The organism is Curtobacterium sp. L1-20 (assembly GCF_048755855.1).
In the GTDB taxonomy this organism is placed as follows: Bacteria; Actinomycetota; Actinomycetes; order Actinomycetales; family Microbacteriaceae; genus Curtobacterium.
Window position 1 is genome coordinate 3,633,877 of sequence record NZ_CP151473.1, and the last position, 20,042, is coordinate 3,653,918.

Genomic DNA, 20,042 nt, shown 5'->3' on the forward strand with positions numbered 1-20,042 from the left:
TCGATCAGATCAGGATCAGAAGTCCCAGTCCTCGTCCTCGGTCTTCTCCGCCTTGCCGATGACGTACGACGAGCCCGACCCCGAGAAGAAGTCGTGGTTCTCGTCCGCGTTCGGCGACAGCGCCGACAGGATCGCCGGGTTCACGTCCGTCGTCTCCTTGGGGAACATCGGCTCGTAGCCCAGGTTCATCAGCGCCTTGTTGGCGTTGTAGTGCAGGAACTTCTTGACGTCCTCGGTCAGCCCGACGCCGTCGTAGAGGTCCTGCGTGTACTGCACCTCGTTCTCGTAGAGCTCGAACAGCAGGTTGAACGTGTAGTCCTTGATCTCCTGCTTGCGCTCTTCGGAAGCGCCCTCGAGGCCCTTCTGGAACTTGTACCCGATGTAGTACCCGTGGACGGCTTCGTCGCGGATGATCAGGCGGATCAGGTCGGCGGTGTTGGTGAGCTTGGCGCGCGAGGACCAGTACATCGGCAGGTAGAAGCCGGAGTAGAACAGGAACGACTCGAGCAGCGTCGAGGCGACCTTGCGCTTCAGGGGGTCGTCACCGGTGTAGTAGTCGAGGACGATCTGGGCCTTCTTCTGCAGGTTCACGTTCTCGGTGGACCAGCGGAAGGCGTCGTCGATCTCGGGCGTCGAGGCCAGCGTCGAGAAGATCGACGAGTAGCTCTTCGCGTGCACCGACTCCATGAACGCGATGTTCGTGTAGACGGCTTCTTCGTGCGGGGTGATCGCGTCGGGGATCAGGCTGATCGCGCCGACGGTGCCCTGGATGGTGTCGAGCAGCGTCAGGCCGGTGAAGACCCGCATGGTGAGCTGCTGCTCCTCCGGCGTGAGCGTGTTCCACGACTGCACATCGTTCGACAGCGGCACCTTCTCGGGGAGCCAGAAGTTGTTGACCAGCCGGTTCCAGACCTCGACGTCCTTGTCGTCCTGGATGCGGTTCCAGTTGATGGCACTGACCGCGCTGATCAGCGGGATGGACTTGCCCGTGGCGTGGACCGGGTCGGTGAGGGTCATGGCTTTCTTCCGGGTGGTGGGGGTGGACAGAACGATCGAACGGACTGGAGGCGCGGGGCGGGGCCCGCCCCGCGCCTCCAGGAAGAGAGCAGCAGCTCTACAGCATGCAGCTGACGCAGCCCTCGACCTCGGTGCCCTCGAGGGCGAGCTGGCGCAGACGGATGTAGTAGATCGTCTTGATGCCCTTGCGCCATGCGTAGATCTGCGCCTTGTTGATGTCGCGCGTGGTGGCGGTGTCCTTGAAGAACAGCGTCAGGGACAGGCCCTGGTCCACGTGCTGCGTCGCCGCGGCGTACGTGTCGATGATCTTCTCCGGGCCGATCTCGTACGCGTCCTGGTAGTAGTCCAGGTTGTCGTTCGTCATGAACGGCGCCGGGTAGTAGACGCGGCCGAGCTTGCCTTCCTTGCGGATCTCGATCTTCGACGCGATCGGGTGGATCGACGACGTCGAGTGGTTGATGTACGAGATCGAACCGGTCGGCGGGACGGCCTGCAGGTTCTGGTTGTAGATGCCGTGCTCCTGGATGGACGCCTTCAGCGCCTTCCAGTCGTCCTGCGTCGGGATCGTGATGTTCGCGTTGTCGAACAGCGAGGCGACGCGCTGGGTGGCCGGCGTCCACGCCTGGTCGGTGTACTTGTCGAAGAACTCGCCCGACGCGTACTTCGAGTCGCGGAAGCCGTCGAAGGTCTCGCCGGTCTCGATCGCGATGTTGTTCGAGGCGCGCAGGGCGTGGAACAGCACCGTGTAGAAGTAGATGTTCGTGAAGTCGATGCCCTCTTCGGAGCCGTAGTACACCCGCTCACGAGCGAGGTAGCCGTGCAGGTTCATCTGGCCGAGGCCGATGGCGTGCGACTTGTCGTTGCCGTCCTCGACGGAACGGACCGACGTGATGTGCGACATCTGCGAGACCGAGGTCAGGCCACGGATCGCCGTCTCGATGGTCTTGCCGAAGTCCGGCGAGTCCATCGTCAGCGCGATGTTCAGCGAACCGAGGTTGCAGGAGATGTCCTTGCCGATCTCCTTGTAGGACAGGTCCTCGTTGAAGGTCGTCGGGGTGTTGACCTGCAGGATCTCCGAGCACAGGTTGGACATGTTGATCCGACCCTTGATCGGGTTGGCCTTGTTCACCGTGTCCTCGAACACGATGTACGGGTAGCCCGACTCGAACTGGATCTCGGCGATGGTCGTGAAGAAGTCACGCGCCTTGATCTTCGTCTTCTTGATGCGCGAGTCGTCGACCATCGCGCGGTAGTTCTCGGAGATCGGGACGTCGCCGAACGGGACGCCGTAGACCTTCTCGACGTCGTACGGCGAGAACAGGTACATGTCCTCGTTGTTCTTGGCGAGCTCGAACGTGATGTCCGGCACGACGACGCCGAGCGACAGCGTCTTGATGCGGATCTTCTCGTCGGCGTTCTCGCGCTTGGTGTCGAGGAACTTCATGATGTCCGGGTGGTGCGCCGACAGGTAGACGGCACCGGCACCCTGACGCGCACCGAGCTGGTTCGCGTAGGAGAAGGAGTCTTCCAGCAGCTTCATCACGGGGATGATGCCCGAGGACTGGTTCTCGATCTGCTTGATCGGGGCGCCGGCCTCGCGGATGTTGGAGAGGAGCAGGGCCACGCCGCCGCCGCGCTTCGAGAGCTGCAGCGAGGAGTTGATGCCGCGCGAGATCGACTCCATGTTGTCCTCGATGCGGAGGAGGAAGCAGGAGACGAGCTCGCCGCGCTGGGCCTTCGCCGTGTTGAGGAAGGTCGGGGTGGCGGGCTGGAAGCGGCCGGCGATGATCTCCTCGACGAGGTCGATCGCGAGCTGCTCGTTGCCCTGCGCCAGGCCGAGGGCGGTCATCACGACGCGGTCCTCGAAGCGCTCAAGGTAGCGCTTGCCGTCGAAGGTCTTGAGCGTGTAGCTCGTGTAGTACTTGAACGCGCCTAGGAAGGTCTGGAACCGGAACTTCTTCGAGTACGCCAGGTCGTTGAGCTTCTGGATGAACTCGAGCGAGTACAGGTCGATCGTCGCCTGCTCGTAGTACTCGTTCTCGACCAGGTAGTCGAGCCGCTCCTTCAGGTTGTGGAAGAAGACGGTGTTCTGGTTGACGTGCTGCAGGAAGAACTGCTTGGCGGCCTCACGATCCTTGTCGAACTGGATGTTCCCGTCCGCGTCGTAGAGGTTGAGCATCGCGTTGAGGGAGTGGTAGTCCATCCCCGTCTGCGGCGACGTCAGATCGACGTCTGCAACTGCTGCGTCCAAAATGCATCCAATCCTGAGTTGACCGCCTGCACGTCGTCAGGGGTCCCGAAGAGTTCGAAACGGTAGAGGAGGGGGACGTTGCACTTCCGTGCGACGACGTCCCCGGCGAGCCCGTAGGCGTCGCCGAAGTTCGTGTTGCCGCCCACGACCACGCCGCGGATGAGCGAGCGGTTGTGCGCGTCGTTGAGGAACTTGATGACCTGCTTCGGGACCGCGCCCTCGCCGTTGCCGCCACCGTAGGTGGGCAGCACCAGGACGTAGGGCTCGTCGACGTGCAGGAAGAGTTCGCTCGGGTAGAGCGGGATCCGGTCCGCGTCGCGGCCGAGCTTCTCGACGAAGCGCGCGGTGTACCCGGACACGCTCGAGAAGTAGACCAGTCGGCTCATGGTGCCCCTCCGGGTGAGAAGGTGCGGACAGACGGACCGGGGGTGTCCTGCGGGCGGTGAGCCGGCCCTCCTGAGCGGAGCCGGGTGACCGTCCGCAGGACGGTGGACGACCTAGGCCAGTTCGGCGCTGAGGGTCGCGATCTTGTCGGGGCGGAAGCCCGACCAGTGGTCGTCATCGGTGACGACGACGGGGGCCTGCATGTAACCGAGGCTCTTGACGTGCTCGAGTGCGGCTTCGTCGGTGGAGACGTCGTGCACTTCGTACTCGATGCCCTTGTTGTCGAGCGCGCGGTAGGTCGCGGTGCACTGGACGCAGGACGGCTTGGTGTAGACGGTGACGGCCATGGTCTCCCCTGGTTCTGCTGTTGCTGTGGTGGGTGTTCTGGTGCCTGTGGACCGGCGTCCCTGCGCCGGTGGACAGTGCCTGTCGGAGCCGACTGGGCGCTGTTCCGGGGCGAGTGCTTTCCGGTGACTCGATACTACATCTAGTGGCCGACACCGCGACCGACCACAAGAGAAAGTGTTACAGCCGTGTAGTTCTCCACAGGCCCTCCACAGTGTGGACGGTCTGGGGCGGTGGTCCGGAGGCCCGGAATTCCGCCACTCTCGCACCCACCTCCGACATCTCTCCACACCTTGTGGAGCAGATTGTCCCCCGGTGTGGAGACAGGGCATCGGGCGTGTCGCGCCGGACCCGGATCGACGGCGCGGTCCACACCTCCCCCGGACGGGTGACAGGGCCGGCCGTCCGGTCCGTACACTCGTCCCGTGAGCACGTACGGACCCCTGCTGAAGACCCCCGGAGTCGGTCGTGTCATCGCTGCGCAGCTCACCGCGCGCTTCCCGTTCGGCATGCTCTCGCTCGCGTACCTGCTGCACGTCGAGCACGTGTTCCACTCCTACGGGGCCGCCGGTCTCGTCCTGGCGACGACCAGTGTCGGGCAGGCGCTCGCCGGTCCGCTCACCAGCCGGTGGATGGGCAGCTGGGGCATGCGGCCGGTGCTCCTCCTGACCAGCCTCGTCGCGCTCGTGAGCATGGGCGTGGTCGCGTTCGTCCTCATGCCGTTGTGGGGCTACGTCGTCGTCGGGTTCCTCGGCGGCCTCGCGGTCCCGCCCGTGCAGCCCGCGGTGCGCACCATCTACCCGAAGATGGTGACCTCGTCGCAGCTCACTCCCCTCTTCTCCCTCGACGCCAGCGCGCAGGAGCTCATCTGGGTCGCCGGCCCCGTGATCACCACGTTCGTCGCGACGCAGATCGGCACGGTGCAGGCGATCGTCGTCGCGATGGTCTTCCTCGTGGTCGGCGGCACGTGGTTCATCGCCTCCCCCGAGCTCGGCCGGGTCCGCATCCCCCGCTCGAAGCGTGCCTTCGGTGTCGTGCTGAAGCGACCGTCGGTCGTCGTGGCCACCCTGACCGGCCTGCTCCTCATCGGCGCCTGCGCCGCGGTCGAGGCGAGCGTCACGAGCGTCTTCGGCGAGGGCAGCCCGAACGCCGGCATCGTCCTCGCCGTCTTCGCGATCGGCTCGCTGATCGGCGGGCTGGCACTCGGTCACCGTCCGATCTCGCGCAACACGCTGTGGACCCGGATGGCGATCGTCTTCGTCGGCCTGGCCCTCGCCGTCGGCGGCACGGACTTCTGGTGGCTCTGCTTCGCCCTCGTCATCGCGGGTGCGGGCATCGCGCCGGCCCTCGCGGTCATGTTCGGGTCCGTGTCGGCGACGGTGAAGTTCTCCGACACCGCCGAGGCCTACGGGTGGATGGGGACCGGTCAGCTCATCGGGGCAGCGGGCGGGTCCGCGGTGGCCGGCTTCCTCATCGACGTGCACGGTGCGACCGGCGGCATGACCGTCGGCGCGGTGATGGCCGCGGTCGGCGTCGTCCTGCCCCTCGTGACGAAGCGGTGGCTCCCCGACCTGCGCGGGCGGGACGCCAGCCCCCTGCCCGACACCGAGCCGGTCGTCCTGCCGTCCTGACGCGGCGCGCCCGCCCGGTTCCGCCGTGCACCGCGCCCGTCACGGCCGGAACGACGACACGGGGCGGCCTGGAGGCGCGGCGGACCCCCGCCACCACCGGCAGGATGGGTGCATGGTCACCCCGGTCCCCCTCCGCGACGGCGCGTCGATCCCCGCGATCGGCTTCGGCGTCTACAAGGTCGACGACGCCGAGGCGGAGACGGCCGTCGGCCTGGCGCTCGACGCCGGCTACCGCCACGTCGACACCGCCGAGATGTACGGCAACGAGACCGGCGTGGGGAAGGCGATCCGCGCCTCGGGGACGGACCGCGACGACGTCTTCGTGACCACCAAGGTGTGGAACGACCACCAGGGGCGCGACGCCACCCTGCGGGCGTTCGACGCCAGCCTCGGGCGGCTCGGACTCGAGACGGTCGACCTGTACCTCATCCACTGGCCGGCCGCGGCGAACGACCGCTACGTCGAGACGTGGCGCGCGCTCGTCGAGCTGCGGGAGTCCGGCCGGGCACGCAGCGTCGGGGTGTCGAACTTCCAGGTGCCGCACCTCGAGCGGATCATCGGCGAGACCGGCGAGGTGCCCGCCGTCAACCAGGTGGAGCGGCACCCGTGGCTGCCGCAGCACGACCTCGTGGCGTTCCACCGGCGGCACGGCATCGTGACCGAGGCGTGGTCGCCCCTCGGCCGGGGCCGACTCATCGACGAGCCGGTCCTCACGCGCATCGCCGCAGCGCACGGCGTCAGCGTCGCGCAGGTGCTCGTGCGGTGGAACGTGCAGCAGGAGGTGGTGGTGCTGCCGAAGTCGGTGACGCCGTCGCGGATCCGGGCGAACCTCGACGTCGACGGCTTCGAGCTGACCGACGAAGACCTCGCGGCGATCGCGTCGCTCGAGTCCGGGCAGCGGACGGGGTCGCACCCGGACTCGGTGTCGTAGCGGTCAGCGCTCGGGGAGGAGCCCGCTGAACGCGACGATCGCGATCCCCGTGCCGACGACCGCCAGGAAGATGCCGATCACCCGGACGAACCGCGGCGTGAGCGGTCGGCCGTTCGCCAGCTCATCACCGCCGATCGACTGCGCCCAACGGTTGAAGACGGCGATCGTGACACCCCAGACCGCGACGACCACCGCCCCGATCCCGAACCACGTCGCGGCGGTCACCTCCCTCGCCGCCGAGCGATCTGCTGTCGGAGGTTGCGGACGAACACGACTTCGAGCACCACGGCGATCGCGGTCAGGAAGACCGCGAAGCCGATGTGGGCCAGGTCGTCGCCGCGACTCAGGGTGATGACCGGCAGGGCGACGACGAGCCCTGCGCACACAACGACGTTGAACCACGCTCCGACGACCCCTCCGGGGGTCCGGCCGGTGCGTTCCATCCAGGAAACGGGCATGGGCCGGATGGTAGGCGCCACTGCTGAGGGCCGTGTCCCCCGAGAGCTCAGCCCTTCCGGTCCTCCTCCGACTGCCACGGCAGGTTGAGGTCGCCCGGCTCGGGCTCCACGTCGCCCGCGTCGTCCGCGCCGCCGGTCCCCGGTGCCGCGACGATGCGCGACGGGTCGATGCCGTCCGCCTCCAGGTCCGCACGGTCCCGCTGCTGCGTCTGCGACGCCACCGTCTCCCGCTCGCTCGACGGGCTGTACGAGGTGTCGGCCGCGCGCTGCTCGCGTTCGCTCGATCCCTGCTCGTCGTCGTGCTCCGTCCGCTCGCGCAGGGCGTCGGTGCGGGCTCGGTCATCGGAGGGCTCGGGGCCCGGGGCCGTGGGGATGCTGTCGCTCATGACCCGCACGGTAGTCGTGGGCCCTGGTACCGGTTCGGTCACGGGACTCCAACCCGTGACGGATGCTCGCTAGCATCCCGGCGAGGGGGAACGATGATCCGACGACGACTGCTGGCCACCGCCACCGGGGGTGTCCTGCTGGCGACCGCACTCTCGGGGTGCAGCCTGCTGCGCGGCGGGGACACTCCGGTGCCGGAGCCCTCCCGGACCGCGACCGTGGAGAACGGCTCCACGGACCACCACGGCGGTGGAGACGCCCACGGCTCCTCGAAGACCGCTTCGCTGCAACCGCCGTCGGTGGCCGCCGGGACGATCGGTGCCGAGACCGACCTGACCTCCCCGAGCGGCAAGACCGCCGTGCACGTGAAGGTCGTCTCCGATGGCACCGGCGCCTGGGACGTGTTGCTCTCCGACTACCGGACGACGAACCCGCAGGCGATGACGATCGAGTTCCGCTCGTCCGTGCCGAAGCCGTCCGACGGGTACGACGTCAAGGCGTGGGGGCAGGACCGGTGGACCGCGACGGCAGGTGCACCCGACTCGTACTCGATGAGCGATGCCGGTGCACGTCCGGACTTCCTGCGGAGCGTCGTCCTGGTCCCGACGCAGACAGAGCCCTCCGACACCGATCCCACGGCGACGTCGGCTCCGTGGCAAGGACACGTGCTCGCGGTCGCCCCGCTGACCTGGCACATCCCACCCGCCTACTCCGCACTGCACCTCACGATGGGCGCTGCCCGGCCGGGTGCCTACGGTCTCGTGATCGACGCGAACGGGCGCCCCGCCGAGTACCTCGTCGCGCACGGCGACGACCAGACCACCGTGGCCGCGCGCTTCGGCATCACCATCGCGCAGTTGCGGTGGCTCGACCCGACGATCCGCACGCACGGTGACGGTTGGCTGTTCGAGGACGACAAGATCAACATCGACCCGCAGCGTCGCGTCGAGTTCGACGTCGACCACGAGGGCGGCTGAGACTCGGGGTCCGGGACCGTGGAGACACCGTCGCTCGTGCTGTTCGCAGCAGCCCGGTCACCGCGGGTACCGGTTCGGTCACGGCGCTGGTGGTCCGGCTCCGGCCCTCGGTAGGTTCGTGACCGAGGGGGAACGATGCGAGGAACACGGACCACGGTCATCGCGGTCACCGGCACGGTACTGACGGGGATGCTGCTCACCGGCTGCACGGCCTTCGGCGGGGACGACAGCGTCCCGGAGCCGACGCGGCGCGCTGCCGTGGACGGCAGTCGCCCGACGCGCGCACCGGAGCCCTCGACCGAAGCCGTGACGGCGAAGCTGTCCGTGCCGGCCGGCACCGTCGTCGCCGAGACCGACGTGGTGTCGGCGAGCGGCGGGACGAGCATCCACGTCCGCGTCGTCGCTGACGGCGACGGCACCTTCGACGCGAAGCTGTCCGGCTACCGGACGTCGCAGCCGCAGCCGATGACGATCGAGTTCCGCCGCGCCGCGGTGGGTGGCCCGGACCCCAGCGGCTTCCGTGCCGGGGTCGTCCAGTGGGACAGCGGGGTCACGCCGCCGTCCTCCGTCAGCCTGGGCGACGCCGGCCCGACACCGGACTACCTGCACAGCGTCGTACTCGTCCCGGCGCCCTCCGGCGGCGACGACTCCGCCCGTCCCTGGGTGGGGAACGTGCTCGCCGCGGCGGCGCTCGACTGGACGCTGCCGAACCCGTACCCGGGGCTGCGCGTCACCGCCGGTCCGGACCGGTCCGGAGCCCAGGGCTGGGTGCACGACGACGCCGGCGTCCCCGCCTCGTACCAGGTGGCGACCGGCGACGAGCAGGCGGCGGTCGCGGACCGCCTCGGTCTGACGCTCGCGCAACTGCGCTGGCTCAACCCCACCCTGCAGACGGGCGTCGTCGAGCGACTCATCACCGACACGGACCTCAACCTGGACCCCGCGCGCCGGTAGCGCCGGTCACGGCCGAGGCTCCACGGTCCGTTACGCTCGACGGGCACCAGCCCCGACCAGGAGGTCCCACCGTGACGATCGTCGCCGCAGCAGACGGCTCAGCCCTCGGCAATCCCGGCCCCGCCGGCTGGGCGTGGTACGTCGACGACGACCGGTGGGCGGCCGGCGGCTGGCCCCGGGGCACGAACAACCAGGGTGAACTCACCGCCGTGCTGCAGCTGCTCCGGGCCACGAAGGACACCGGCGAACCGCTGCACATCCTGTGCGACAGCCAGTACGCGATCAAGGCGTGCACCGAGTGGCTCGCGGGCTGGAAGCGCAAGGGGTGGCGGAAGGCCGACGGCAAGCCGGTCCTCAACGTCGAGATCATCCAGGAGCTCGACGCGGAACTGCAGGGCCGCACGGTCACGTTCGAGTGGGTGCGCGGCCACATGGGGCACGAGATGAACGAGGCGGCCGACGTCCGCGCCCGGGGTGCGGCGACCGCCTACCAGAACCGCACCGAGGTGCCGACGGGTCCGGGGTGGCCGGGCGCGGACGTCGCCCCGGCGCCGGAGCCGGTGCAGGTCGAACCGCCCGCGACCCTCTTCTAGCGAGCGAGCGAGCGAGCGGGCCGGCGGACCGGCGAGCTCGACCGGTCAGTACGTCCCGTCGCGGCGGTCCTGCCGCGTGATCTGCTCGCCGGACGCCGGGTCGACCCCGGACCGCGTGGTCGTGGTGGTCCGGCGACCGCCGAAGGCCACGGCGAGGCTGATGATGAGCAGCACGACGCCGGCCGCCATCAGGATGTAGCCGATCAGTCGCAGGTCGATGCCGGCGAGCTGGATGTTCAGGGCGAACGCCACGATGGCGCCGATGACGATCAGGGCGATGCTCGATCCGATGCGCATGATGGGTGTCCTCTCGGTGGCCCCGCTGCCGGTCGGCCCGGGGCTGGCGTCGAACCTACCCGTTCGCCGGACCCGCCGTTCCGACCGCTGCGCCGCTCGCACGGCGGTGGCCCGGCCGGTCGCAGGGCGGAAACCCCCGGCTCAGTCGACGTCCACCTCGGACCAGCCGTCGAACCGACCGATCTCGGTGACCCGCACGACGGCCTCCCCCGCTTCGTCCGAGGCGTCGAGGTCGATCGTCGCCGAGAACCCGAAGTCCTTGTCGCCGGAGGGGTCGGCGAAGATCTGCCGCGCGCGCCAGACCCGCGCCGGACCGGCCGGTCCCGCCGCGCCCGTCCCTCCGGCTTCGTCGAGCACGAGGTACTGCATCGACCGGGCGTCCGCATCGGTCCCGACCTCGTCGTGCGACTCGTAGTACTCCTCGAGCACGGCGTCCCACGCCGACCGGTCGAACCCGCTGGTCGCGTCGAGCTCACCGAGGCCGGCGGGGTCGTCCGCCGCGGCCAGCAGGACCCGCTGGAACAGGGCGTTGCGCACGAGGACCCGGAACGCGCGGACGTTGCCGGTGAGCCGGGCAGGCTGGGGCGGCGCGATCTCCTCGTGTTCCTCCGAGGCGAGCAGGACGTCCCCGTTCATCAGCGCCTCCCACTCGTCGACGAGCGAGGAGTCGGTCTGCTTGACGACCTCGCCGAGCCACTCGATGAGGTCGTCGAGGTCCTGGGTCCGCTGTTCGTCGGCGATGGTCTGCCGCATGGTGCGGTACGCGTCGGAGAGGTAGCGCAGGACGAGCCCCTCGGAGCGGGTGAGCTGGTAGAACCGCACGAAGTCGCCGAAGGTCATCGCACGCTCGTACATGTCGCGCACGACGGACTTCGGCGAGAGCCGGAAGTCGAGCACCCACGGCTGCTCGGCGGCGTACGCCTCGTACGCGGCGGTCAGCAGTTCGTCGAGCGGCTTCGGCCAGGTGACCTCCTCGAGCAGCTCCATCCGCTCGTCGTACTCGATCCCCTCCTGCTTCATCCGGGCGACGGCCTCGCCGCGTTCCTTGAACTGCTGCTGCGACAGGATCGCCCGCGGGTCGTCGAGCGTGGCCTCGACGATGGACACCATGTCGAGCGCGTACGTCGGCGAGGACGGGTCGAGCAGCTCGAACGCGGCGAGGGCGAACGGCGACAGCGGCTGGTTGAGCGCGAAGTTCGGCGCGATGTCGACCGTCAGGCGGTACGTCACGGGCGGGCCGGGCACGCGTTCGATGACCCGCGCGTTGATGAGCGTCCGCGCGATGGTCAGCGCTCGACGGGCCATCGCGAGCTGGCGGGCTCGCGGTTCGTGGTTGTCGAACACGAGCGACCGCACGTCCTCGAAGGGAGAGCCACCGCGCGCCACCACCGACAGCACCATCGCGTGGGTGATCCGCATCCGCGACACCATCGGCTCGGGCTCGGCGGCGATCAGGCGCTCGAACGACGCCTGCCCCCACGAGACGAACCCCTCCGGTGCCTTCTTCCGCTTGATCTTGTTCTTCTTCTTCGGGTCGTCGCCGGCCTTGGCGAGTGACCGGGCGTTCTCGATGTCGTGCTCCGGAGCCTCGGCGACGACGTCGCCCTCGGTGTCGTAGCCGGCGCGTCCTGCGCGTCCGGCGATCTGGTGGAACTCGCGGGCGGACAGCTGGCGCATCTTGGTGCCGTCGAACTTCGTCAGGCCGGTGAGCAGCACGGCACGGATCGGCACGTTGATGCCGACGCCGAGGGTGTCGGTGCCGCAGATCACGGGCAACAGGCCGCGCTGCGCGAGCTGTTCGACGAGCCGTCGGTACTTCGGCAGCATGCCGGCGTGGTGCACACCGATGCCGGCACGGATCAGGCGCGACAGGACCTGGCCGAACCCGGCGCTGAACCGGAAGCCGGCGATGGCGTCGGCGATGCGGTCGCGACGCTCCCGCGAAGCGACCTTCGCGGACATGAGCGACTGTGCTCGCTCGAGTGCGGCGGCCTGCGCGAAGTGCACGATGTAGATGGGCGCCTTGCCCTCCTCGAGCAGCCGTTCGACGGTCTCCTGCACGGGCGTCATCACGTAGTCGTACTCGAGCGGCACGGGCCGCGAGACCCCGGTGACGCGGGCGGTGGGACGCCCGGTCCGGCGTGACAGGTCGTCGGCGATGGTCGTCACGTCGCCGAGGGTGGCGGACATGAGCAGGAACTGCGCCCGCTCGAGCACCAGGAGCGGGACCTGCCAGGCCCAGCCGCGGTCGGCGTCGCCGTAGAAGTGGAACTCGTCCATCACCACGACGTCGACGTCGGCGGCGGGCCCCTGCCGCAGCGCCAGGTTCGCGAGGATCTCCGCCGTGCAGCACACGATGGGTGCGTCGGCGTTGACGCTGGAGTCCCCCGTGACCATGCCGACGTTCTGCGCGCCGAACAGGTCGACGAGCTGGAAGAACTTCTCCGACACCAGCGCCTTGATCGGTGCGGTGTAGTAGCTCCGCTTGCCCTCGGCGAGCGCCGCGAAGTGCGCGCCGGCGGCGACGAGCGACTTGCCGGTGCCGGTGGGCGTGCTGAGGACGACGTTCGCTCCGGAGACGAGCTCGATGAGGGCTTCGTCCTGCGCCGGGTAGAGGGGCCGCCCGCCGGATGCTGCCCAGGCCGCGAAGGCCTCGTAGACCTCGTCCGGGTCGACGGCGCCGTCGACCGCCGCCGGCAGGGCGGCGACGAGTGGTGGGACGGTGGCGACGTCGGTCATGTCCCCATCCTCCCAGGTGGGTGGTGACCGCGAGACGGTCTGGAGGAACGGGGCGGGGCCGCCCCGCACCTCCCGTCCGCCCCGGGACGGACCAGGGCGCTCCTCGATACGTGCGCATAGACTCGCGTCGTGCGCGAACTCGGCTTCCTCTCCTTCGTCCCGAACCACGGCGGCACCGCCGGCGCGGCCGCCGCCCTCGAGGACGGACTCCGTCTGTTCGAGACCGCCGAGGCCCTGGGCTACGGCACCGGCTGGGTGCGGGGGCGCCACTTCGAGCCGTTCCTCACCAGCCCGATGACCTTCTTCGCCGCCGCGGCGCAGCGCACCAGCACCATCGGCTTCGGCACCGCCGTGCTCGGCATGCGGTACGAGGACCCGGTGCGCCTCGCCGAGGACGCCAGTACCGTCGACCTGCTCAGCGGCGGCCGCGTACAGCTCGGCATCAGCACGGGCATCGCCGGGTACGGACCGATCCTCGACCCGGTCTTCGGCGCCTCGGAGCGGAGCTTCCGCGACGAGGCCGAGGCCCGCGCCGCACGCCTGCTCGAGGTGCTGCAGGGCGAGCCGCTCGGCAGTGCCGGCAAGGGCTACGAGAGCATCCCCGCGGGCGCCGACCTCACGCTGCAGCCGCTCAGCCCGGCGCTCCGCGACCGCGTCTGGTGGGGTGGCGGCAGCATGGGCACCGCTGTCCGCACGGCCGAGAAGGGCCTGCTGCTGCACTGCTCGACGCTCAACACGGAGGACACCGGGGCGCCCTTCGCCGAGGCCCAGGCGGACCAGATCCACGCGTACCGGCAGCGCTTCGCCGAGGTGCACCCGGACCGCGAGCCGAAGGTCGCCGTCGGCCGCATCGTGGTGCCGCTGCTCGACGACCACGACCGGTCGGTGCACGAGGAGTTCCTGACCGGGTACGCCTCGGGCATGGACGACGAGGGGCGCCCACTCTCGGGCACGCCGCCGTTCCGGTTCAGCAAGGTGCTGTCGGGCGAGCCGTCCGCGATCGTCGACGCGCTGCTCGCCGACCCCGCGGTCAGCGCGACCGACGAGCTCGTCATCACCCTGCCGGCCAACGGCGACGCGGCCTCGCACGAACGGATCCTGCGCATCGTCGCCGAGGAGATCGCACCCGCCGTCCGCGGCTGACCGGCTCGGGGACAGGCATCCGGCGGGGCCCGCGCCGCGGGTGGTGAGGCCGCGGGAGCCCTGCCGGATGACCATCTCGCCCCTGATCCGTACGGGATGGTGCCGCCATCGTACCCATCTCGTCCTGCTGCATTGCGGAACTTGGCCAGAATGGTGACGATCGGTCACTCGTTTCTGCCGTCCGGCACGAAGTCGTTCGGTGGACAAGACGAATGCGTCCCCGCGCGGACGCGGGGACGCATTCTGGACGCACCGGGGCCACCAGGGCTCCATCGGCCGGATCAGGAGACCGTGTCGCACGCGTGGCGACCCCGTTCTCGGTGCGCACGCCGACGGTAACCAGCCGCCTGGCGCAAGTCGATGCTACTGAATGGTCTTCCGGACACGCGGAAAGCGGACGAACCCGCCTCACTCCAGTTCGAGGGACGTGGTCCCGGCAGTGTCCGCGACCGAGGCGCCGACGTGCAGGGTGAACGTGCCGGGTTCGTACGCCCACGACCCGTCCCAGTGCGCGAACGCCCGAGCCGGGACCTCGATCGACACCTCGGTGGACTCCCCGGCGCCGAGGCGGACCGGGGCGAACCCGACCAGCCAGCGCACCGGGCGGTCGACCACGGACTCCGCACGGGACGCGTAGACCTGCACGACGTGCTTGCCGGCGCGGTCACCCGTGTTCGCGACCGTCGCGGTGACGATGACGGCGTCACCCTCGCGGACCGTCGGCGTCGCGGAGACGCCCTCGATCGACCACGTCGTGTAGCCGAGGCCGTGCCCGAACGGGTACGCCGGTGCGGTCCCGGCACGGAGCCAGGCCCGGTAGCCGACGTGCACCCCCTCGTCGTAGGTCACCTTCCCGTCGACCGGCGTGACGTCGAGCACGGGGACGTCGGCCATCGCTGCCGGCCAGGTGGTGGGGAGCCGGCCGCCGGGCTCCCGCGCGCCCGTCAGCACGTCGGCCAGGGCGTTGCCGTACTCCTGCCCGCCGAACCAGCTCAGCAGCACCGCGGCGACGTCGTCCCGCCAGGGCATCTCGACCGGTGACCCGGCGTTCACGACGACCACCGTGTTCGGGTTCGCCGCCGCGACCGCGCGCACCAGGTCGTCCTGGTGGCCGGGCAGCGCGAGCGAGGAGCGGTCGTAGCCCTCGGACTCGACCCTGGAGTTCGTGCCGACGACCACGACCGCGACGTCGGCGCCGCGTGCGGCCTCGACCGCGGCGGCGATGAGCACCGCAGGGTCCTCGTCGCTGGGCTCGGTGCCGAACTGGTACGCGAGCACCCCGCCGAGCGTCTCGTCCTGCACGACGTCGTACTCGATGCGGATCCCGACCTGCTGGCCGACCGTCACCGCGATGGGCACGGAGCGCGCCGGCGGGTTGAGGAACGCCGCGCCGAGCTGGTCGCCCTCGTACGGCACGTCCTCGTCGAGGACGAGCTCGCCGTCGATCCACATCCGCGACCGCCCGGCCGCGCCGACCCCGATGCGCACGGTGCCGGTGGACGGCGCCGTGTACGTGGTGGTGATGTCGAGTCGGTCGGCCTGGCGGGTGGGGGCGTCGCCGCCGAACCAGAACAGCGCGGTGGCGCGACGGTCCTCGACGTACAGCTCCTCGCCCTCCCGGACGAACGCGACGCGGGCACCGGCCTCGCCGGTCGCCGGGTTCGTGATGGTGGACAGCGGGAACTCCGCGATGCCCTCCTGCACGACGGCACCGATCGCGTGGTCGACGGTCGCGCCCGGGAACGCCGCACGGATGCCGTCGAGCGGCGAGACGACCTGCGACGGCACGACCGTCGCCGATCCGCCGCCCTGCGTCCGGGCCTGGTCCGCGTTGTGCCCGATGACCGCGATCCGCGAGACCGCAGGAGCGTCGAGCGGCAGGACGCCGGTGTTGTGCACGAGCACGGTGCCCTCGGCCTCGGCCTCGCGGACGAACGCGGTGCCGTCCTCGACGTGGACGGGCTGCGCGGCCACGGGCTCGAAGCCCTCGAGTGCCCCCACGCGAGCGGCCAGGGTCAGGATGCGGCGGACCTTCCGGTCGATCGCGGCCTCCGGCACGGAGCCGTCACGGACGGCGGCGAGGAGCGGCCCCTCGCTCCACCACGGGTTCGGCCCCGGCATCGCGACGTCCTGCGATGCCGTCGCCGACGCGACCGAGCGGACCCCGGTCCAGTCGGACACGACGATGCCGTCGAAGCCCCACTCGGAGTTCAGCGGCGTCTCGAGCAGGTCGTTCTCGGACGCCGTGACACCGTTGATCGCGTTGTAGGAGGACATGACCGCCCACGCGTGCGCCTCGGTCACCGTCTTCTCGAACGCCAGCAGGTACAGCTCCCGCAGCGCCCGGTCGGACACCTCGGTGGACGCCGTGAAGCGGTCGGTCTCGTAGTCGTTCGCGATGTAGTGCTTCGGCGTCGCGGCGACGCCGTTCTCCTGGACACCGGCGACGTAGGACGCAGCGAGGTCGCCGGTGAGCACCGGGTCCTCGCTGAACGCCTCGAAGTGGCGACCGCCGAGGGGCGAGCGGTGCAGGTTGATCGTCGGGCCGAGGACGACGTCGACGCCCTTCCGTCGGGCCTCGACGGCCGCGGCGGCGCCGTAGCGCTTCGCGATCGCGCGGTCCCACGACGCCGACAGCGCGGTGGCCGAGGGCAGGTTGAGCGACGGGTCGCGTTCGTCCCACACCTCGCCGCGGACGCCGGACGGCCCGTCCGACATCAGGATGCGGCGGAGCCCGATCTTCTCGATCGGCCAGGTGGTCCAGAAGTCACGTCCGGTGAGCAGCTGCACCTTCTCCTCGGTGGTCAGCTGCGCCAGGAGCGCGTCGATTCGCTCAGCCAGCGGACTGGAGGCGGTGCTCGCGGTCTGCGGATCGGTCACGGTGTTCGGTCCTTTCGTTCGGAGCCGGGGCGGGTGGTCAGCGCACGCCGCGGATGCGGGACACCGAGGCGATGCCCAGCAGGCCGACCACCGCTCCGGTGATGAAGAAGCCGCTGTAGCCGCCGGTCAGCGCGATCACGCCGGGAGCGGCAGCGGGCACGAGCGACTGCGGCAGCGCCTGGGCGATGTTCACGACGCCGAGGTCCTTCGCGTTGTCCTCGTCGGACGGCAGTACGTCGGTGATGAGTGCGAGGTCGACGGCGTAGAACACACCCATGCCGGCACCCATCACGAACTCGCCGACGAGGACCACGCCGAGCGACGGCGCGAGCGCGATGACCACCAGGCCGACGACGCCGACGATGCCGGCGACCGCGACGAAGAGCTTGCGGCGCCCGAGCTTGTCGGACAGCCAACCGGCGACGAGCGACGTCAGGACGATGCCGACGACGTTCCACAGCGTGCCCTGGAACACCGCGTTCGCGAGGTTCGACTCGTCCACGCCGATGTCGTCGCGCAGGAAGTACGTGAGGTAGCTCACCGCCGTGTACTGGGCGGCGACCATCATGAAGCGGGTGAGCCAGGCCCAGCCGAGGTCGGGGTGCTTCACCGGGTTGAACACGAACGAGCCGAACAGCTGCCCGACGCCGAGTCGCGAGGTGGGGCGGTTCGCCAGCACGCGGTCGCGGAACAGCAGCGCGTAGATCACGACGACGGCCGAACCGATGGCGCCCGGCACGATCATCTGCGTCGCCGACGTGGAGAACAGCTGCACGAGGAAGGTCCCGCCGACGAGCGCGAGGTTCTGCGCGAGGCCGAGGAGCGCCGCCACCCGTCCGCGCTGCGACCGCGTCACGTGGTCGGGCAGGACCGCGGTGAGTGCCGCGATCGTGGCGTTGTACGCGATCTGCGCGACGGCCCAGCCGATCACGAGCACGACGACGGACGACGTCGTCGCGACGACCACGAGGGCTGCGAACCCGACCACGGTGCCGCCGACGATCCACGGACGACGCATGCCGAACCTCCCGGCGGTCCGGTCGCTGAAGCGTCCGGCCAAGGGGTTGGCGACCATGGCCGCGAACGCGCCGATGCCGAGTGCCAGGCCGAGCACGCCCGCCTGGTCGTCGGGCGCGATCTCGGCGACCTTGAGCGCCATGGCGACGAGCACCGGCGGCAGCAGCGCGATGAACAGTCCGAACATCGCGATCGGCATGCCGAGCGTGTACATGAGGGGTCCGCCGCGGCCGCGTGTCGGGGAGACGGCGGTCGGGGTGTCGGAAACGGTCCGTGCGTCGTTGCTCACTGGCGCCTCTTCTCGGGATCGCCACCGTCGTCGGTGACTCGCACGCCTCCGTCGGCGGCTCCCGTCACCGTACCAGGAAAACCGTACGCGGTTCGGTTTTCGTCCTCCTCGGCTGGCGGTAGGGTCCTGCCATGGCACGACGGGGTTCGTACGCGAAGGGCATCGCGAAGCGCGAGGAGATCCTCACGGTCGCGCTCGACCTCGTCGCCCGGCAGGGCTTCCGACGCACGAGCATCCGCGACATCGCCGACGCGGTGGGCCTGACCCAGGCCGGACTGCTGCACTACTTCGACTCGAAGGACGAGCTCTGGGTCGAGATCCTCCGTCGCCGCGACGAGATCGACCTCGCCCACGAGTGGCACGCGGAGGACCCGGCCGCCCTGCTCGCGGCGATCGTCCGGCACAACACCGAGGTGCCCGGGCTCGTGCAGATGTTCGTGAACCTCTCCGCCGCGGCCGCCACCGACCCGGAGCACCCGGCACACGAGTACTTCCGCGAGCGCTACGAACGCAGTCGGCGCGACCTCTCCGCCGACTTCCGCGCCATGCAGGAGGACGGTCGGCTCCGTCCCGACGTCGATCCCGTCCAGCTGACGAGCGTGCTGCTCGCGGTCTCCGACGGCATGCAGATCCAGTGGCTCTACGACCCGACCCGCGACATGGCGGAGCACGTCGAGCTGGTCGCGCGGCTCGCGATCGCGCAGTCGGTCCCGTCCGCCTAGCCGGGAGGCGCGGCGCACGCCCGACGGACAGGTACCGCCAGTGCCTGGTTGCGTCCAGGGCGCGCGCGGCAAGATGGGCTTCCCGACGACGATGTGGAGTGACGCGATGACGCGTGTAGTGGTGACCGGCGGAAGCGGCAAGCTCGGACGAGCGGTGGTGCGCGATCTCGATGCGCACGGGTACGACGTGGTCCTGGTCGACCGGGTCCCGTCCCCGGACAAGCCCGAACGGGTGCAGTTCGTGCGGACCGACCTGACCGACCACGGTCAGGTGCTGGGCGTCCTGCTCGGCGTCGACGACCGGTACGACCACGTCGACGCCGTGGTGCACCTGGCGGCGGTCCCGGCCCCGGGGCAGGTCCCCGACGTCGCCCTCATCACGAACAACGTCACGTCGTCGATCAACGTCTTCCACGCCGCGCGCGCCGCGCGGATCAAGAACGTGGTCTGGGCGTCGAGCGAGACCCTGCTCGGAATCCCGATGGGCGAGCACCACCCGCCCTACCTGCCCGTGGACGAGGAGTTCGCGGTCCGGCCGCAGTCGTCGTACTCGCTCGGCAAGGCGGTGGAGGAGGAGATGGCGCGGCACTTCACCCGCTGGGACCCGGAGCTGAAGATGATCGGGCTGCGGTTCTCGAACGTCATGGACGAGACCGACTACCCGGCGTTCCCGTGGGACGCGACCCCCGAGGGCAAGACCTTCAACCTCTGGTCGTACATCGACTCGCGGGACGGCGCCCAGGCCGTCCGCAAGGCGCTCGAGGCGGACCTCACCGGGTTCGAGGCCTTCGTGATCGCCAGCCCCGACACGGTGATGGACACCCCGACGATCGAGCTCGTCGAGCGCTACGTGCCGGACATCGAGCGCCGCGCGGACATCGACGGGGTCAGCTCGCTGCTGTCGTCGGAGAAGGCCCGCGAACTCCTCGGCTACGCACCCGAGCACAGCTGGCGCGACCACCGCGCCTGATCCCCGTCGGCCGGCCGCCCGCGTGCCGGCGGCCGGCCGCCCGCGCGCCGGCGGCCGACC

At 70.0% G+C, this 20,042-nt stretch carries 19 protein-coding genes; 8 read left to right on the forward strand and 11 right to left on the reverse strand.

Annotated elements, in window-relative coordinates:
• Positions 1-15: 15 nt before the first annotated feature.
• From nrdF to nrdH, 4 genes are all read right to left on the reverse strand, one after another.
• On the reverse strand, positions 16-1,017 hold the full coding sequence (nrdF, locus tag AAEP86_RS18620; protein ID WP_232832744.1) for a class 1b ribonucleoside-diphosphate reductase subunit beta: 1,002 nt from the start codon (positions 1,015-1,017) through the stop codon (positions 16-18).
• Positions 1,018-1,114: 97 nt separating this feature from the next.
• Positions 1,115-3,220 (reverse strand): class 1b ribonucleoside-diphosphate reductase subunit alpha, encoded by a 2,106-nt coding sequence (gene nrdE / locus AAEP86_RS18625; RefSeq protein WP_420368767.1) that lies wholly within the window; start codon positions 3,218-3,220, stop codon positions 1,115-1,117.
• 17 nt (positions 3,221-3,237) lie between these two features.
• The gene (gene nrdI / locus AAEP86_RS18630; RefSeq protein WP_420368768.1) at positions 3,238-3,654 is read right to left on the reverse strand and encodes a class Ib ribonucleoside-diphosphate reductase assembly flavoprotein NrdI; all 417 of its coding nucleotides are present in this window, start codon (positions 3,652-3,654) and stop codon (positions 3,238-3,240) included.
• A gap of 111 nt (positions 3,655-3,765) precedes the next feature.
• Positions 3,766-3,999 (reverse strand): glutaredoxin-like protein NrdH, encoded by a 234-nt coding sequence (nrdH, locus tag AAEP86_RS18635; RefSeq protein WP_017886897.1) that lies wholly within the window; start codon positions 3,997-3,999, stop codon positions 3,766-3,768.
• Between the two features lie 423 nt (positions 4,000-4,422).
• Here nrdH and AAEP86_RS18640 point away from each other — a divergent pair, with 423 nt between their 5' ends.
• Together AAEP86_RS18640 and AAEP86_RS18645 are read left to right on the forward strand one after the other, a co-directional pair.
• Entirely contained in the window at positions 4,423-5,628 is a 1,206-nt protein-coding gene (locus tag AAEP86_RS18640; RefSeq protein WP_420368769.1) for an MFS transporter, read from the forward strand.
• A 112-nt stretch (positions 5,629-5,740) separates the two neighbouring features.
• Positions 5,741-6,559, forward strand: a complete 819-nt coding sequence (locus AAEP86_RS18645; protein WP_420368770.1) for an aldo/keto reductase — start codon at positions 5,741-5,743, stop codon at positions 6,557-6,559.
• Positions 6,560-6,562: 3 nt separating this feature from the next.
• Here AAEP86_RS18645 and AAEP86_RS18650 read toward each other — a convergent pair whose 3' ends face one another.
• From AAEP86_RS18650 to AAEP86_RS18660, 3 genes are read right to left on the reverse strand one after another with little or no spacing between them, the layout of a single operon-like run.
• Entirely contained in the window at positions 6,563-6,784 is a 222-nt protein-coding gene (locus AAEP86_RS18650; RefSeq protein WP_420368771.1) for a hypothetical protein, read from the reverse strand.
• Positions 6,781-7,017 (reverse strand): hypothetical protein, encoded by a 237-nt coding sequence (locus tag AAEP86_RS18655; protein WP_420368772.1) that lies wholly within the window; start codon positions 7,015-7,017, stop codon positions 6,781-6,783. The genes AAEP86_RS18650 and AAEP86_RS18655 overlap by 4 nt, the downstream gene beginning before the upstream one ends.
• Before the next feature lie 47 nt (positions 7,018-7,064).
• Positions 7,065-7,403: a hypothetical protein gene (locus AAEP86_RS18660; RefSeq protein WP_420368773.1), complete on the reverse strand. Its 339-nt coding sequence runs from the start codon at positions 7,401-7,403 to the stop codon at positions 7,065-7,067.
• 93 nt (positions 7,404-7,496) lie between these two features.
• Between AAEP86_RS18660 and AAEP86_RS18665 the strand changes: the two genes are divergently transcribed.
• The 3 genes from AAEP86_RS18665 to AAEP86_RS18675 all read left to right on the forward strand — a co-directional run bounded on the left by AAEP86_RS18665 (position 7,497) and on the right by AAEP86_RS18675 (position 9,925).
• Positions 7,497-8,378, forward strand: coding sequence for a hypothetical protein (locus AAEP86_RS18665; RefSeq protein ID WP_420368774.1), 882 nt, complete (start codon positions 7,497-7,499; stop codon positions 8,376-8,378).
• Positions 8,379-8,513: 135 nt separating this feature from the next.
• The gene (locus tag AAEP86_RS18670) at positions 8,514-9,332 is read left to right on the forward strand and encodes a hypothetical protein (protein ID WP_420368775.1); all 819 of its coding nucleotides are present in this window, start codon (positions 8,514-8,516) and stop codon (positions 9,330-9,332) included.
• A gap of 71 nt (positions 9,333-9,403) precedes the next feature.
• The gene (locus AAEP86_RS18675) at positions 9,404-9,925 is read left to right on the forward strand and encodes a ribonuclease H family protein (protein ID WP_420368776.1); all 522 of its coding nucleotides are present in this window, start codon (positions 9,404-9,406) and stop codon (positions 9,923-9,925) included.
• A 45-nt stretch (positions 9,926-9,970) separates the two neighbouring features.
• On the opposite strand, the gene AAEP86_RS18680 is transcribed toward AAEP86_RS18675, so the two are convergent.
• Complete coding sequence (locus AAEP86_RS18680) at positions 9,971-10,222, reverse strand: DUF6458 family protein (RefSeq protein WP_027465939.1); 252 nt, start codon at positions 10,220-10,222, stop codon at positions 9,971-9,973.
• 141 nt (positions 10,223-10,363) lie between these two features.
• A complete protein-coding gene (locus AAEP86_RS18685; RefSeq protein ID WP_420368777.1) occupies positions 10,364-12,961 on the reverse strand; it encodes a DEAD/DEAH box helicase in 2,598 nt (865 codons plus the stop codon).
• A 129-nt stretch (positions 12,962-13,090) separates the two neighbouring features.
• On the opposite strand from AAEP86_RS18685, the gene AAEP86_RS18690 reads away from it, so the two are divergent.
• Complete coding sequence (locus tag AAEP86_RS18690) at positions 13,091-14,104, forward strand: LLM class flavin-dependent oxidoreductase (protein ID WP_420368778.1); 1,014 nt, start codon at positions 13,091-13,093, stop codon at positions 14,102-14,104.
• Positions 14,105-14,512: 408 nt separating this feature from the next.
• Here AAEP86_RS18690 and AAEP86_RS18695 read toward each other — a convergent pair whose 3' ends face one another.
• Positions 14,513-16,984, reverse strand: a complete 2,472-nt coding sequence (locus AAEP86_RS18695; protein ID WP_420368779.1) for a glycoside hydrolase family 3 C-terminal domain-containing protein — start codon at positions 16,982-16,984, stop codon at positions 14,513-14,515.
• Positions 16,985-17,021: 37 nt separating this feature from the next.
• Complete coding sequence (locus AAEP86_RS18700; protein WP_420368780.1) at positions 17,022-18,290, reverse strand: MFS transporter; 1,269 nt, start codon at positions 18,288-18,290, stop codon at positions 17,022-17,024.
• A gap of 131 nt (positions 18,291-18,421) precedes the next feature.
• On the opposite strand from AAEP86_RS18700, the gene AAEP86_RS18705 reads away from it, so the two are divergent.
• Together AAEP86_RS18705 and AAEP86_RS18710 are read left to right on the forward strand one after the other, a co-directional pair.
• Entirely contained in the window at positions 18,422-19,012 is a 591-nt protein-coding gene (locus AAEP86_RS18705) for a TetR/AcrR family transcriptional regulator (RefSeq protein WP_420368781.1), read from the forward strand.
• A 106-nt stretch (positions 19,013-19,118) separates the two neighbouring features.
• On the forward strand, positions 19,119-19,982 hold the full coding sequence (locus AAEP86_RS18710; RefSeq protein ID WP_420368782.1) for an NAD-dependent epimerase/dehydratase family protein: 864 nt from the start codon (positions 19,119-19,121) through the stop codon (positions 19,980-19,982).
• The last annotated feature ends 60 nt before the right edge of the window (positions 19,983-20,042 follow it).